The organism is Actinoplanes sp. NPDC051851 (assembly GCF_040681165.1).
Lineage (GTDB): Bacteria > Actinomycetota > Actinomycetes > Mycobacteriales > Micromonosporaceae > Actinoplanes.
Map to the genome: position 1 here is coordinate 50,390 of NZ_JBFAYF010000055.1, position 14,961 is coordinate 65,350.

Sequence of the window (14,961 nt, forward strand, 5' to 3'; positions counted from 1 at the left end):
GGGATCCCGCAGGTGTCCACTAGCGCTGGAGCCTCGGCAGCTTCACCCGGTCAACGAGATCGGCTTGCCCGTTCGACATGGCGTCCAGGATGGCCGATCGGTGGTCCTTGCTCAGTCTGCTCAGCGCCGTGCCCGCTCCGTCCTCCGGCATCAACGCGAGGAGGTTGGCGGCCTCATGGGCCGAGAAATCGAAGAGCACGGAGGCCGCCTTCTCCGCGGAGAGGTGAACGATGATGCGTGACAGCTTCCCACTGCTCATCCCCGTCACGATCGTTCTCCGCTGCGGATTCGGCAGCCGGTTGAGGAGCCCGGCCGCCGGCTCGGGAGCCATGGTCGTCAACAGGCCGATCCCGCGGGCCGCCGGCATCATCGCGACGAGCTGAATACAGTCGTCGAACGGAAGAAGGAAAGCGAGATCAGCGGCCAGGGAGAACGGTGCCGCCTCGTCGGCGATCAGCGCACCGATCCATTCGGCCGGCATGCTTGCAACCAATGATTCCACTTCGTGGCGGGCCATCAACGCGAGCCACTGGGACACCTCGGCAAAGGACATCCGCGAAAGGATGTCGACAACGATGTCCGGCCGGAGCAATTGAAGGTGTTCCACGGCGAATGCCGGATCCTCCGTTCCCAGCAACCGCGCTCCGGTCGGCGTGTCGATGAACTCGAAGCATGCCGCCGCGGCTTGAACGGACATCTGGTGCAGACATTCACCGGCCGCTGCGGACGACATCTCCATGAGATACCGGGCACGCTGTCGGGCCGGGAGCGCTTCCAGTGCCTTGCCGAGGTCGGCCTGGCTCACATCGATCGACTTGGTCGCCAGGAAATCGATCGCGGAGTCCAGCCCGGTGGGCTCCGGGGAGTCGGGCACGGCCCCTCGATCGGCCTCCTGCTTCGACGCACGTCGCTGGTGGCGGCGATCGTACGCCAGGCGGTTGCGGGTCCTCGTCCACGCCGTGAGCTCTTCCCGCGGCACTCCGCACCCCTCGGCGAACCGGTACACGACGCTGGCCCCGGGCAGGACGCGGCCCGATTCCGCGTTGCCGAGCGTGCTGCGGGGAAGTCGGGTGATCACCGCCAGCTCCCGAAGGGTCAGGGGATCCTGGCCCGGGCTCTGCCGCGGTGCATTCAACCTCAGCAGCGCCAACTGGCGGCCCAGATCCTCGACCGTCCTGACCGAATCCAGATCGGGTAGCCCTTCCGACGTCTCGGCCGATCGCGTCCCATCTCCCAGCAACATCGTCCCATCGTCGCCGAGCGATGACCACGTTGTCCCACGTATCCCCCGAAAAGGTGATACGCAATTCAATGATCCATAGTCGACACCCGCGGGAGAAATTCCCTGCTCGGGAGCGGAAATCGCCTCGTGAAGTGCGCTTTTACCGGGCCTCGACGGGCGTGCCCGATAGCCGGACAGCCAGTCCGTTGCGGCGTGCATGAATTGCCCGTCAATAGTCAGACGACATCCATGCCGAGCACTGAGTGCCCGGCTGGACGAAAAAGGTGGTGGCCGCTGTCACGACCACCACCGGGACCCCATTGCCCACGCCGTGAAGACAGGACAGGAGTTTGATATGGACTGTAGCCGCAACACCGGATTCCCGATACCGCTGACGCCCCCTCAATGGGAGATGGATCGCAGCCATGCCGTCACCCGATGAGGCCTCGGAGGAGGGCGATCCCCACGGAGACGATGGGCGGTGGTTGCTCGTCGTCAGAACGATCGCCGAGGTCACGATGGCACTGGCCACGGTCGCAGCGACGGTGAAGGGCTGGAGTTCCTGACGAGCCCCCGGTGAACAGCCGGCGCCCCGCCCGACGGAGGCGGGACGCCGGCAATCACCAGATCAGGACGAGCGGCCGGGGAGGGCGTTCGCCAGGAGCTGGACCAGGTGGACGCCGGTCACGTCGGCCAGGTCGTCGGCCTGGGTGCGGCAGGAGAAGCCGTCGGCCAGGAAGACGTCGCCCTCCTCGGCCGCCTCCAGGGCCGGGAGCAACTGCTGCTCGGCGACCGCGACCGAGACCTCGTAGTGGCCCCGCTCGACGCCGAAGTTGCCCGCGAGACCGCAGCATCCGCCCAGGCGCTTGACCGTGGCGCCGGCCTTCTTCAGCAGTTTCGCGTCGGCCTCCCAGCCCATCACGGCGTGGTGGTGACAGTGCGGCTGGGCGATCACGCGCACCCCGGAGAGGGACGGAGGCTCCCAGCCGGGAGTGGCGGCGAGCAGCTCGGCCACCGTGTGGGTCGCCTTGGCGACCGTGCGGGCCGCCTCGTTGTCGACCAGCTCGACCGCGTCGCCGCGCAGCACGCCGGTGCAGGACGGCTCCAGGCCGACGATGGGGATGCCCTGGTCGGCGGCCTTGGCCAGCTCGGCGACCGTGGTGCCGAGGATGCGCCTGGCGGCGTCCAGCTGGCCGGTGGTGATCCACGTCAGGCCGCAGCAGGCCTTGCGGCTGGCGACCTGTGGGGCGTACCCGGCGTCGGTCAGCAGGTCGACGGCGGCCTGCGCGATCTCCGGCGCGAAGTGATCCGTGAAGCTGTCCACGAACAGAATGACCGGCTTGCCCACCTTTTTAGGGACAAATCCGCTTCTGAAGGTTTTATCGGCAAACGTCGGGATTGATCGACGGGAATCGACACCGGCGACGAAGAGAGCCAAGCCCCGGATGCCGGGCAGGCTGGTCATCAGGTTGGCGAGACGAGGCATCCGCGACGCCAGCCGGGACCACCGCGGGAGCCAGCCCAGCGAATAGTGCGACCGTGGACGCGCCCGGCCCTTGAAGCTCTGATGCAGCACCTCGGACTTGTAGGCCGCCATGTCGATGCCGGTCGGGCAGTCCGACGCACAACCCTTACAGGACAGACAGAGATCCAGAGCTTCGTGTACGGCCTCCGCACGCCAGTCCGGGGCGAGGTCGCCGTCCATCATCTCCTGCAGGACACGGGCCCGTCCCCGCGTGGAGTCCTTCTCGTCCCTGGTGGCCAGGAACGACGGGCACATCACCCCGCCGAGGACCCGGGTGTCGACCCGGCACTTCCCCACGCCCGTGCACCGGTGGACCGCCTGGTTGAAGTCCCCGCCGTCGTGGTGATACGCCAGCGCGAGCGGCACCTCGACCCGGCGCGCCTGCGACACCCGGATGTTCGCGTCCACCGGATCCGGGTCGACCAGGTTGCCCGGGTTCAGCAGGTTACCCGGGTCGAACACCTGCTTGATCTGCCGGAACAGGTTCATCGCGTCCGGCGAGTACATCCGGCTGAGCAGCTCGCTGCGGGCCCGCCCGTCGCCGTGCTCACCGGAGAGCGACCCGCCGTAGCTGACCACCAGGTCGGCCGCGTCCTCCAGGAACGCCCGGAACTTCCCCGGCCCGCCCGGCTTGTCCAACGGGAAGTCCAGCCGGACGTGCACGCAGCCGTCGCCGAGGTGCCCGTACGGCATCGAGCTCAGCCCGTGCCGCTCGGTCAGCGCGTCGAAGTCCCGCAGGTACGCCCCGATCCTGGCGGGCGGCACGGCGGCGTCCTCCCAGCCGGCGTGTGCGGGCAGCCCGCTCGGGGCCCGCCCGGCCAGCCCGGCGCCGTCCTCCCGGATCTTCCAGAGCGGCGCGGCCTCGGCGGTGTCCTCGACGACCCGGGTGTCGATCGCCTGCGAGGCTTTGACCAGCTCCGCGACGCGACCGCGGACCTCGTCCTGATCGTCGCCGGCGATCTCGACCATCAGCCAGGCCGCGCCCCCGGGCAGCGGCGGCACCGCGTCCGGCCCGCGGCGGCTGCGCACCAGCTCGCAGATCCGGTGGTCGAGCCCCTCGCACGCGGTCGGCGTGAACTCCAGGATGCCCGGGATCACGTCACCGGCGGTGCCGAAGTCCGGATAGCCGAGCACCACCAGCGTCCGGTACGCCGGGTCGGCCACCAGCCGCACGGTCGCCTCGGTGATCACGGCGAGTGTGCCCTCGCTGCCGACCAGGAACTCGGTCAGGTTGAAGCCGTTCTCGGGGAGGAGGTGCTCCACGGCGTACCCGGAGACCTGACGGCCGAAGGTCGCGAACTCGGTCCGGCCCACCGCCAGGTTGGCGCCGATCAGCTCCCGGAGCCGCTCGGGGATCTTCGACTCGGTGAGCAACTCCCCGTCGATCGTGTAGGCCTTGACGTCGACGGTGTTGTCCGAGGTCCGCCCGTAGCCCAGCGTCCGCGACCCGCACGAGTTGTTGCCGATCATCCCGCCGATCGTGCAGCGGGTGTGCGTCGACGGGTCCGGCCCGAACCGCAGCCCGTGCGGCTTGGCCGCCGCCTGCAGGGTCGCCTGAACGGTGCCCGCCTGCACCCGCGCGGTCCTCGCCACCGGGTCGATCGAGAGCACCCGGTTCATGTGCCGGCTGAAGTCCAGCACCACGCCGGGCCCGATCGCGTTGCCCGCCACCGAGGTACCCGCCCCGCGCGCCGTGATCGGGATACCGAGCGTCCGGCACACCTCGAGCGTGGCGAGCACGTCCTCATCCGACCGGGGCCGCACGATGGCCTGCGGCACGACCCGGTAGAGCGAGGCGTCACTCGCATACGCGGCCCGGTGCGCCGCGTCAGTGAGCACGTCGGTGACGCCCGCGCGGTGCAGGCTCTCGACCAGCGGAGTGGCGATAGATGCTGTTGTCACGAAATATCCAGGCAATCTCTGCGGGTCGGTTTCAACACGGTGCACACATCCCGTTCATCGTAATCGCCCCCGAGATCGGCCCTCCCCACTCCGCCGCTCCATCGACGGCACCCCATGCCACGCCCGCTCCCGGCATTGCGCTTCTTCACCCCCTTCCGGTACGCCCTCCGCCCGGCCGGTCGTCCCGCTCTGCCTCGTCCAGCCCGTAAGCCGCCCGGCCGAGCCTGATCAGATCCGGTAAATCGGCCGGTGGATCGTCCGCCCACCAGGCCAGCCACACGTCGATCTTCGGTGTGTGCCGGAGCACCCGGTAGGCGACCCCCGGGCGCGGGTACTGGTTGGCGGTCGCCTCCGAGGTGACGCCCACGGCCTGGCCCGCGGCGATCAGAGTCAGCCACTCGTCGACACCGTGGGTGGGGCGTATCGTGACCGGCTCGGTGCCCGGCGCCCACAGGTCGAGACGCGTCGTCCCGGTGCGTGAATCGATCGCCACCGGGTAGCGGGACAGGTCGGCGAGCGCGAGCGAGCGCCGCCGGGCGAGGGGGCTGTCCGTCGCGATCGCCGCGAACCGGGACTCCCGGCCGATCAGGGCGGTCGCGAACCGGGGGTCTGCGAGCGGCAGCCGCAGCACGGCCACATCGGCGGACCCCTCGCTCAACCCGGCCGTCACCGTGTTGACCTGGTGGAACACCAGAGGAACCGTCGGTTGCACGGCGGTCCACGCCTTCTGCAGCCGGCGGGTGTGCTTGCCCAGCGCGGCCCACGCGTACCCGATCCGCAGTTCGGTCCGGGAGCGCTCGGCGATCCGCCGGAGGTGCGCGACCTCGTCCAGGATCCGCCGCGCGCCGGCCAGTACCTGCGTCCCGGTGCCGGTCAGGCTGACATGCCGGGTGGTCCGCAGCAGCAGACCTGCCCCGAGCGCCTCCTCCAGCGCGGCGATCGAGCGGGAGACCGCGGCCTGCGACGTACCCAGATCGGCCGCCGCGTCGGTGAACGTGCCCGCGTCCACCACGGCGACGAGCGCCCGCAGGTGCCGCAGCTGCAGATCCATGCGCTCAGCGTATAAGTCGGGCACGCCGCGTATTTCCCGCCGCGCCGGTCACCGGATTCGATGGGTGCATGCTCCTGAAGGCACCGGCCCCGCCCACACCCGGCCGCCGCGTCGCCGGTGGTCTGGCCACCGTGCTCGCCAGCGCCGCCGGCAACCAGGTCGGCGCGGCGGTCGGCGCCCACGCGTTCCCCGCGATCGGACCGGCCGGGGTGGTCGCGGTCCGCCAGTTCGTCGCTGCGGCCGTGCTGCTGCCGGTCGCCCGGCCGAACCTGCTCCGGTTCCGCTGGCCGCAGTGGTGGCCGACGATCCTTCTCGGGCTCGTCTTCGCGACCATGAACCTCAGCCTCTACACCGCCGTCGACCGGGTCGGGCTCGGCCTGGCGGTCACCCTCGAGTTCCTCGGCCCGCTCGCGGTGGCACTGGGCGGTTCGCGTACGCGGATGGACGTGCTCTGCGCCCTCGGTGCGGGCGCCGGTGTCTACGTCCTCGTGCTCCCGCACGGCGGCAGTGACTGGCCCGGCATCGGCGCGGGGCTTCTCGCCGCGGGCTGCTGGGCCGCGTACATCCTGCTCAACCGGATGCTCGGCCGTCGCCTCCCGGGTCTTGAGGCACCGGCCGCGGCGACCACCGTCTCCGTTCTGCTCTACCTGCCGGTCCTCGGGTGGCTGCTCGCGGAACACCGGATGACCGGCACCGCCCTGCTCGCCGCGATCGGCACCGGCGTGCTGAGTTCCGTCATCCCGTACGCCGCGGACCTGATCGCCCTGCGCACCGTCCCGCCCCGGTTCTTCGGCGTCCTGATGAGCGTGCACCCGGTCTTCGCCGCGCTCGCCGGGCTGATCATCCTCGGCCAGGCGCTCGCCGTCCACGAGTGGCTCGGCATCCTCGCCGTGGTCGGCGTCAACCTGGTCGCGGTGCTGAGGATGAGCCGGGTGTGAGGCCGGTTGTGAGGCCGCGCCCGCTGGGGATGAACCGGGTGTGAGACCGGTTGTGAGACCGCGCCCGCTGGGGATGAACCGGTTGTGAGGCCGCGCCCGCTTAGGATGAACCGGTGAATCCGGCCGAGCGCTTCGCCGCCGCCCGGGTGGCCCACCTCGCGACGATCACCCCGGACGGCGCCCCGCATCTGGTCCCGATCGTGTTCGCCCTGGTCGGCGACGTGATCCACACCGTCGTGGACGCCAAGCCGAAGCGCCACCGAAACCTCCAGCGGCTGACCAACATCGCCCACGACCCGCGCGTCAGCGTCCTGGCCGACCACTACGACGACGAGGACTGGTCGCGCCTCTGGTGGGTCCGCGCCGACGGCATCGCCACGGTCGCCGGCACGCTGTCGCCCGCGCTGGTGGCCCGCTATCCGCAGTACGCCGCCCGGACTCCGCCCGGCCCGTTCCTGCGCATCGAGGTGACCCGCTGGTCGTCCTGGCAGGCGTAATCCGCGCGCCGTCGATCGAGGCATGCGCTACAGGGTCTACGTCGGACCGGACGCCGAGTTTCCCGCGCCCCGGAAGCCGGGCTTCATCGTCCGCTACCGCATCCACCACATCACCGGCGTCGGCCCCTGGGCAAAGCACTAGAATTCTGGTCATATCCACCCCCTCCTGCACCCGGCCGCGGATCGCGCACGCCCACCACCCCTCCTCTCACTTGATCACGCACGCCCACCGCCGCGCACTCTCACTTGATCACGCACGCCCACCGCCCCCAACTCACGCCGACCATGCACACGCGCCACCTCGCTCACGCCGACCATGCACACGCGCCACCCCAGGTCCACTGCACCGCAGCGTCGCAGAGTGCGTGACCCGAACCGATGCGACGCCGCGCGGCGGCCGGCAACCCCTGCTGCCGCTCACTGCGGAAGAAACGTACCCCCTGTCGCCAGCCTTCAAAAACTGATCGTTGTTGCTTTTTGATTGGCACATTCGAGTACTGACAATCGAGCTTCGGAGCGCGGCAGAATCGGAGCATGAAGCAGGGATCCTTGTTCAGCAGGCATGACGTTGCGGAGATGCGTGACCCGGCCAAGGCACGCCATTACTCTCCTGAGCGCGAGGAATTCCGGCGCGAGCATGAGCGCCATCGCGCCTGGGGTTTACGACAACGCCATGTGAGGCGGCTACAGCAGCTGGGAAAAGACTCCCCCGAGGCCATTCGAGCCCTGAACCACGCCTATTTCACACGTATACAACAGCTGGACCGGTCCCGTCGACCGGAACCGCCCGGCGCCCCAGCCTCGCCGCAGCATCCGGCTCAGCGAGACGGTCTGGCCGAGCGTGCCGTCCCCCGCCACCCTGCCGTCCCCCGCCACCCTGCCGTCCCCCGCCACCCTGCCGTCCCCCGCCACCCGGTCCGGCCGGCCGCTGCCAGGGAAACGGCCGCAGACGGGGAAACGGCCGCAGCCAGGGAAAACGCCGCAGCGGCTATCCGAGAGGACCAAGCCACACCGGATCGCGCCGATCGGCTCGGCTGGCGCAACCCTGCCGGACCAGGTCAGGAGCGGCCCAGGCCCGCCGAGCCCACCGAACCAACCAGGACCACCGGACCCGCCGGACCCGCCGCGCTCGGACCCGGCGAGCTCCGACCCGGCGAGCTCCGACCCGGCGAGCTCCGACCCGGCGAGCTCCGACCCGATGGGCTCGGACCCGATGGGCTCGGACCCGATGGGCCCGCCAGGCTCGGGCCCATCAGACGACCGGATTCTCCGTGCGGCCCGCCAAGGTCGAGTCGGGCGGAAAGTGCAGCGGCTGCCGCACCGCTTCCGCTCCTCGGCGCCGGAGCGCCTGTGGTGCGGGTCGGCTTGCCACTGAATACATCCGGTAGCGCCGACGGCGACGATCGCCGTGAAAACGATAAGCGAGGAAGAGACAGCAGTAGCCTTGGTGAGGATCGCGATGCAGTGAATGCCATCAAGGCAACATCCATGGGGAAATGTTGGCAATTCTTCACAGCCCCGGTGGAAGCCGTGCATCAATTCTGCAAAGTAAACCTTCCGACCGTCAGGAGTACCATCGGTGAGGCCGAAGGTACTCGCTTCCGCTCGGCGCGGCAAACTGGCTACTCGCGCTTGTCATGCCGATGCGGAATGGCTGATCATCGGGCGGACTTGAGCAGTTGCTTGTTGGTGTACATGGACTCGTCGGCGCGGCGGAGGACCGCGTCCACGTCGGTGTCGCCCGGGGTGGCCAGGGAGAGGCCGATGGCGGAGCGGAGCTGGACAGGGGTGTCGCCGATCATGATGGGCATCTCCATCTCGGAGCGGATGCGGCGGACTACCGCCTCGGCGTTCTCGATGGTGTCGATCTCGTGCAGGACCACGACGAACTCGTCGCCGCCGAGACGGGCCACCACGTCGGCGCCGAGGACCGAGCGGCGGAGCATCTTGCCGAACTCGACGAGCATGGTGTCGCCGGCGGCGTGGCCCATGGTGTCGTTGATCTCCTTGAAGCCGTTGAGGTCGGCCAGGAGGACGCCGACGCTCTTGCCGCTGCGAGCGGAGCGGGCCAGGGCTCGGGAGAGGGACTCGTGCAGGTGGCCGCGGTTGGCCAGGCCGGTCAGCGCGTCGGTGACGGCCATCTGGCGGTTCTCGCGGAGGACGGCGATCTGGCGCAGGACCACCAGGACGGTGAGGGCGACCGAACCGAGCACGATGCCGAGCTGGTCGGCCAGGCCGGTCTGCTCAAGCGTGGAGCTGACCAGGAGATACAGGCCGAGCAGAACGCTGGCGTACGGCAGGAGGCTGATGCCGGACCGGGTACGGGTGACCCGCGCGGCGACCGTGGTGATCCGGCTCTGCTCGAACGCGGCGGCGGCCAGCGAGAAGTGTGCCAGGACGACCAGGATGAACGACCAGCCGATGCCGTGCGGCGGGCCGGGCGTCGAGGAGTGGTACGCCATCGCCAGGTTGCCGGCGATCTCGAGGGAGACACCGACGGCGATCAGGCGCATCGGGCGCTGGGAGGCGGTGGTGGTGCTGTACATCAACGCGAGGACCACGCCGAAGAGCAGGACCGTGTACCCGACAGGGAAGAGCAGCGCGGTCATCCACGGGGTGGGCGGGCCGGCACCGGGCGGGCCGCCGGGGCCACCGGGACCACCCGGGCCGCCCGGGCCCATCGACGGCGCCGCGTTGGAGAGCAGGGCGGGGCCGGCGATGTAGTGCCACATCACCATCGCGGCGCCGACCACGACCGTGCCGACGTCGAGCAGGATCTTGTGGCGGGCCAGGCGGCCGCCGTCGCTGCGCGGGAGCATCAGGACGCCGGCGAACATCACCACGATGAAGCCGAAGCGCAGCACGTCGCCCATCGTGCCGACGCCGGGCAGGATGGTGTGGATCAGCGCGACCGACGTCAGCATCCCGATGGCGGCGGTGATCACCTGCCAGGCGCGGCGGGTGCGCTGGTCCAGGTCGGTACGACGGACGGTACGGACCGCGAAGACCAGGCCGAGCGCGTCGGCGGTCAGCATGCCGTAGCTGACGAGATGGTTCAGGACGGGGCTGGCCTGGCCACCGGGACCGGCACCGGCCAGAACGGCCGCAATGGCCGCCGACGCGACGACCGTGGTCGTCGCGTAGAACGCGCTTCGTGCTCGCACTGCGGTCTCCTCGCTGGCCGGGTCGGCATCACTGTCGGCCGCCCGGTCCGCGAGATGACTGTTCTCGGCGAGATTCCGCCACCTACGGCCGCTGGCCGAGGGCAGCGCGCATGGTGGCGACGCAGTGGTCGCGGGCCGCGTCGACGCGGTCTCGGCCGTAGTGGTGTTCGAGGTTCATCTCGGCGTCGGTGGTGCGGACCGGCTTCTGCCAGGCCGTCTTCATCTGCTCGCCGACCTCGGCCTTGGCCTCGTTCGCCAGGTGCCGGTACGCGGACGCGACCACCGGCGCCTCGATGTCGAGCAGTGCCTGGTGGAACGCGAGCCGCGAGTAGATCCGGCTCACCTCCTCGGTGAGCTTCTGCCGCCCGTCCGCGCTGCCGGAGCGCCGCCGGATCCGGTACGGCATCTCCGCGTAGTCCTCGACCACGCTGAGCGCCTCGCCGAACGCCAGCGCGCGGCGCTCCCGGCGGGCGGCGCGGCGGTTCAGGCCGTACGTCAGCAGCGCGACCAGCGCCGCACCGAGGATCGCGATGATCGGCGCGAGCACCGCCGTCGTCTGCGCACTGGTCCACGTCATGCCGAAGGAGCCGTCACCGAGGAAGCCGTCATGCCGCAGACGCCGTCACCGAGGGAGCCGTCATGCCGAGGGAGCCGTCATCGAGGAAGCCGTCATGCTGCGGAAACCGTCCAGGGGGCGTCAGATACGGTGAAGAACCTCGATGATTCTTGCAGCCTCGCCGGGCTTCCATTGATCGGGGCCCACCCCGAAGAGCCGGTTGATCCCGTTCTGGCAGGGCAGCCCGGCGAACGCCGCCGGATGATCGCGATAGCAGCGGCGTAACCAGCCGAAGGCGGCGCCGTAGGGATCCGGCTCGCGATAGACCCGGTCAGGGACGTTGAAGAGCAGACATTCGATCAGGTACGACGGCATCGGGTCGCCCGCCGGGCGGGCGCGCTTGGCGGCCCGGATGACGTCCTTGAACCACCCCCCGGTACGGCCGTCCTTCGCGTCCCCGTTGACCGTGTGCCGTTTGGGGAAGTTGACGATTGGCCGTCCCTCGGCGTCCCGGAAGAAGACGCCCTGCTCCGGGCCGTGGTGCTCGGTGGCCACCAGGACGTCGACCGCCTCGCCGTACAGGGAGTCGATGTTCAGGCAGCGCCGCCCCGTGCGTACGTCGAAAGACTCTCCCAAGAGGGAGCGGACGTCGTCGCGGAAGTCCTCCCAGCGGCCCGGGGCGGTGAGCATCAGCACCAGGTCGATGTCGCTGGCCGGCTCGATGGCGGTCCCGTTGACCCGGGAACCCTGCCCGAAGATCTCGTAGGGCCGCCCGTCGAGCAGCGGTGACCGGCTCAACGCGTCGCGCAGCACGCCCGAGGCCCAGGGCACCAGGACGTCCGGCGCTGCGAGGAGCCCGGTCGTCATGAGAACGATTATGCCTTGCGGGGATAGAGGGTCCGCAGTTCCGATCCTTTGGCGAACCAGGAGAGGCCGAACGCGACGATCGCGACGGTCTCCCCGATCAGCAGTTGCCGGGTGATCGCCATGAAGATCACGGCCGCCACGACGAGGCCGGCGCAGACGTAGTGGAACGGGCCCCAGAACCACGAGCCGAACATGTGCTCGCGGCCGGGGTCGACCTCGTCCCGCCGGCTCTCCCGCCGGGCGAAGAAGCAGCAGATGACCGCGAGCAGGCCGATGAAGACGAACGCGGCGGTGAAGTGGACGCGCTCGACGGCCGTCTCGCCGAGGCGCAGCTGGAGTGGGGTGGCCTCGTTCTCGTGCCCGGGTGGCAGCCCGGTCGGGAAGATCGCCACCAGGATCGCGGCGATCCCGGCGAGCGAGCTGAGCAGGTTCTCCAGGTTCCGGGAGAAGACCTTGTAGGTGAGCAGGAACACGCCGGTCACCCAGAGTGTGCCGACGAAGACGTCCCGCATGCCGGAGTGGTAGTAGGCGCTCAGTGAGCCGCGCGCGGTCGGGCTGCCGGCGAGGAAGAAGACGTCGCCGAGGATCAGCACGACCGGCAGCGCCAGGCCGAGGAAGCCGACGACCGTACGGGACAGTAGGTAGGACCAGATGTAGACCGGGTCGCTCTCCGGGTGTGCGGCGGCCTGCCGCAGGACGTCCGGGTCGGGACGCGGTACCGGGGTCAGGGAGTCGGTGAGCTGCATCTTCCCAGCGTGAGACGCCCGAATATCGAAAACCATCGGTATCCCAGCGGATGCACAACCGGGCGCGTAACTTGTACCCCAGTGAGGCGTTTCCTGGTTTTTCGACCTGTTACGGCAGGAGGAGTCCATGCTGCCCCGTCGTGGGCTGTTCGCCCTCGGAAGCGCCACCCTCGTGGCGGCCCTCGCCCCGGCACCCGCCGCGGCCGCCCCGCGCCGCTACCCGTTCACGCTCGGCGTCGCCTCCGGTGATCCGCTGCCGGACGGCGTGATCCTCTGGACCCGGCTGGCGCCGAGCCCGTTCGAGCCGATGGGCGGGCTGACCTACGCGTCCCACAGGGTCTCCTGGCAGCTCGCCCGCGACGACCGGTTCCGGACGGTGATCCGCTCCGGTACGGCCACCGCCACCGCCGAGTACGGCCACTCCGTGCACGTCGACGTCCGGGGCCTCGAACCGGGACGCGAGTACTGGTACCGGTTCCGCACCGGCGGCCACGTCAGCGCGACCGGGCGCACCCGGACCATGCCGGCACAGGGCTCCTCGCCGGGGCGGCTCCGGTTCGCGGCGGCGTCCTGCCAGGCGTACCAGGACGGGTGGTTCACGGCGTACCGGCACCTGGCGGCCGAGGACCTGGACCTGGTCTTCTTCCTCGGCGACTACATCTACGAGGGCGCGATCACCCCGGACGGCGGGAACCGGTTCGACACCTCGCTGCGGCTGCCGGACACGTACACGCTGGCCTCCGACACGCTCGACCTGTACCGGATGCGGTACGCGCTCTACCACACGGATCCGGACCTGCAGGCCGCGCACGCCGCGTTCCCGTGGGTGGTGACCTGGGACGACCACGAGGTGCAGGACAACTACGCGGCCGGCGTCTCCCGGTACCCGGTGGACCCGGTGGACTTCCTGGTGCACCGGGCGAACGCGTACCGGGCGTACTGGGAGAATCTTCCGCTCCGCCTCCCGCAGCTGCCCGCCGGTCCGGACGCGCTGCTCTACCGCCGCCTGCGGTACGGGGACCTGGCCACCGCGCACGTCCTGGACACCCGGCAGTACCGCAGCGACCAGGCCTGCGGCGACAACCTGCGGGCCGGGTGCGCCGCGCGCGACGACGCCGGCCGGACGATCCTGGGCCGCGCGCAGCGCGACTGGCTACTGGACGGCATGTCCGATTCCGGTACGCACTGGAACCTGATAGCCCAGCAGGTGATGATGGCCGAGTGCCACTACGGCGGGCCGGCCGCGCGGATGGACATGGACAAGTGGGACGGGTACGCCGCCGACCGCCGGGCCGTTCTCCTGCACGCGGGCCGGGTGCCGGGAACGGTCGTGCTGACCGGCGACATCCACTTCAACTACGCCGCCGACCTGCGCGTCGACTTCGCCCGCCCGGGGACGCCGGCGGTCGGCGTGGAGCTGGTCTGCACGTCCATCTCGAGCGGCGGCGACGGCTCGGAGAGCACGCCCAACCTCGAGCAGCAGCTGGCCTTCAACCCGCACCTGCGGTTCGCGAACGCGCAGCGCGGCTACGTGCGCGCCGAGCTGACCCGCGAGCGGCTGCGGGCCGACTACCGCGTGGTCCCCTACGTGACCCGCCTCGACGCCCCGATCCTCACCCGTGCGTCCTTCGTCACCGAGCGCACCCGCCCAGGGCTGGTCCACACATGAGCGTCCCGTCCGTCCTCACCGCCGCCCTCCTGCAACTTCAACTTCAACTTCCCGTTCCGGTTCCTTTCGGTACGCCCATCGCCGTGCTCCCCGAACGGCTGCCCGTCTCGACCGGCCAGTGCAACGGGGACAACCTGCGCCTCGCGCTCACCAACGACACGGCCTCCCCGGTCTTCGCCGACGCGTCGATCACCGCCTCCCCCGAGCTGCACCTCCCCCGGAGCCTGGTCAGCACGTGGCTGCCGGCGGGCTACACGCGCACGGTCCCGCTCCCGGTCAGCGTGGTGCACGGCACCCCACCCGGCGACTACCAGGTCACCGTGGTCTCCGGAACGAACCGGATCCGGGTCCCGGTGACGGTCACCGCCCCGCAGCCGTCGCCGGATCTGACCCGGAGCGCCGCGTTCGTCACGGCGTCCTCGTCCCGCGCCGGCCTGATGCCGTGCGGCGCGGTCGACGGCGACGACGACCCGGCGAACTTCGGCATCACCACGGGCTGGAACGACGCCACCGGCAAACAGTGGCCCGACTGGATCCGTTTCGACTGGGACACCCCGCAGCAGATCACCCGGGTGTCGCTGACCGCCGCGAACACGGTGGAGTTCCCCTTCCCCCGTTTCGGCCTGCGCGACTGGGACATCCAGATCCCCGCGGCCGGCACGGCCTGGCAGACGGTCGCCACGGTCCGCGACAGCACGACCCCCCTCAACATCACGACATTCCCGAAGGTCACCACGCGCTCGCTGCGGATCCTGACCCTGGCCGGCAACGGCGTCAACGACCAGACCCGAGTCACCGAGATCGCCATCTTCTAGCCCCGGCCG

11 protein-coding genes are annotated in these 14,961 nt (G+C 70.1%); 4 read left to right on the forward strand and 7 right to left on the reverse strand.

What is annotated here, in order from left to right:
• Positions 1-19: 19 nt before the first annotated feature.
• The 3 genes from AB0M08_RS36925 to AB0M08_RS36935 form a co-directional block, all read right to left on the reverse strand.
• The gene (locus AB0M08_RS36925) at positions 20-1,243 is read right to left on the reverse strand and encodes a helix-turn-helix domain-containing protein (RefSeq protein WP_364504047.1); all 1,224 of its coding nucleotides are present in this window, start codon (positions 1,241-1,243) and stop codon (positions 20-22) included.
• Between the two features lie 607 nt (positions 1,244-1,850).
• Positions 1,851-4,649: an FAD-binding and (Fe-S)-binding domain-containing protein gene (locus AB0M08_RS36930; RefSeq protein ID WP_364504050.1), complete on the reverse strand. Its 2,799-nt coding sequence runs from the start codon at positions 4,647-4,649 to the stop codon at positions 1,851-1,853.
• Positions 4,650-4,794: 145 nt separating this feature from the next.
• A complete protein-coding gene (locus AB0M08_RS36935; protein ID WP_364504053.1) occupies positions 4,795-5,700 on the reverse strand; it encodes a LysR substrate-binding domain-containing protein in 906 nt (301 codons plus the stop codon).
• A 68-nt stretch (positions 5,701-5,768) separates the two neighbouring features.
• Between AB0M08_RS36935 and AB0M08_RS36940 the strand changes: the two genes are divergently transcribed.
• Both AB0M08_RS36940 and AB0M08_RS36945 read left to right on the forward strand, forming a co-directional pair.
• Complete coding sequence (locus tag AB0M08_RS36940; RefSeq protein WP_364504056.1) at positions 5,769-6,638, forward strand: EamA family transporter; 870 nt, start codon at positions 5,769-5,771, stop codon at positions 6,636-6,638.
• A gap of 113 nt (positions 6,639-6,751) precedes the next feature.
• Complete coding sequence (locus AB0M08_RS36945) at positions 6,752-7,135, forward strand: TIGR03668 family PPOX class F420-dependent oxidoreductase (RefSeq protein WP_364504059.1); 384 nt, start codon at positions 6,752-6,754, stop codon at positions 7,133-7,135.
• 1,658 nt (positions 7,136-8,793) lie between these two features.
• Here AB0M08_RS36945 and AB0M08_RS36950 read toward each other — a convergent pair.
• From AB0M08_RS36950 to AB0M08_RS36965, 4 genes are all read right to left on the reverse strand, one after another.
• A complete protein-coding gene (locus AB0M08_RS36950) occupies positions 8,794-10,299 on the reverse strand; it encodes a GGDEF domain-containing protein (protein ID WP_364504062.1) in 1,506 nt (501 codons plus the stop codon).
• Positions 10,300-10,381: 82 nt separating this feature from the next.
• Positions 10,382-10,876, reverse strand: coding sequence for a hypothetical protein (locus AB0M08_RS36955; RefSeq protein WP_364504065.1), 495 nt, complete (start codon positions 10,874-10,876; stop codon positions 10,382-10,384).
• Between the two features lie 120 nt (positions 10,877-10,996).
• The gene (locus tag AB0M08_RS36960) at positions 10,997-11,722 is read right to left on the reverse strand and encodes a hypothetical protein (RefSeq protein ID WP_364504068.1); all 726 of its coding nucleotides are present in this window, start codon (positions 11,720-11,722) and stop codon (positions 10,997-10,999) included.
• 8 nt (positions 11,723-11,730) lie between these two features.
• Positions 11,731-12,468, reverse strand: coding sequence for a hypothetical protein (locus AB0M08_RS36965; protein WP_364504071.1), 738 nt, complete (start codon positions 12,466-12,468; stop codon positions 11,731-11,733).
• Between the two features lie 127 nt (positions 12,469-12,595).
• On the opposite strand from AB0M08_RS36965, the gene AB0M08_RS36970 reads away from it, so the two are divergent.
• A complete protein-coding gene (locus tag AB0M08_RS36970; RefSeq protein ID WP_364504074.1) occupies positions 12,596-14,137 on the forward strand; it encodes an alkaline phosphatase D family protein in 1,542 nt (513 codons plus the stop codon).
• Entirely contained in the window at positions 14,134-14,952 is an 819-nt protein-coding gene (locus tag AB0M08_RS36975) for a discoidin domain-containing protein (protein ID WP_364504077.1), read from the forward strand. Before AB0M08_RS36970 ends, AB0M08_RS36975 begins: the two co-directional genes overlap by 4 nt.
• Positions 14,953-14,961: the final 9 nt, after the last annotated feature.

Excerpts from the sequence above, each read along its gene's own strand:
- AB0M08_RS36970 (WP_364504074.1), top strand. The coding sequence starts at position 12,596 with ATGCTGCCCCGTCGTGGGCTGTTCGCCCTCGGAAGCGCCACCCTCGTG.
- AB0M08_RS36975 (WP_364504077.1), top strand. The coding sequence starts at position 14,134 with ATGAGCGTCCCGTCCGTCCTCACCGCCGCCCTCCTGCAACTTCAACTT.
- AB0M08_RS36925 (WP_364504047.1), bottom strand. The coding sequence starts at position 1,243 with ATGTTGCTGGGAGATGGGACGCGATCGGCCGAGACGTCGGAAGGGCTA.
- AB0M08_RS36955 (WP_364504065.1), bottom strand. The coding sequence starts at position 10,876 with ATGACGTGGACCAGTGCGCAGACGACGGCGGTGCTCGCGCCGATCATC.
- AB0M08_RS36940 (WP_364504056.1), top strand. The coding sequence starts at position 5,769 with ATGCTCCTGAAGGCACCGGCCCCGCCCACACCCGGCCGCCGCGTCGCC.
- AB0M08_RS36960 (WP_364504068.1), bottom strand. The coding sequence starts at position 11,722 with ATGACGACCGGGCTCCTCGCAGCGCCGGACGTCCTGGTGCCCTGGGCC.
- AB0M08_RS36965 (WP_364504071.1), bottom strand. The coding sequence starts at position 12,468 with ATGCAGCTCACCGACTCCCTGACCCCGGTACCGCGTCCCGACCCGGAC.
- AB0M08_RS36935 (WP_364504053.1), bottom strand. The coding sequence starts at position 5,700 with ATGGATCTGCAGCTGCGGCACCTGCGGGCGCTCGTCGCCGTGGTGGAC.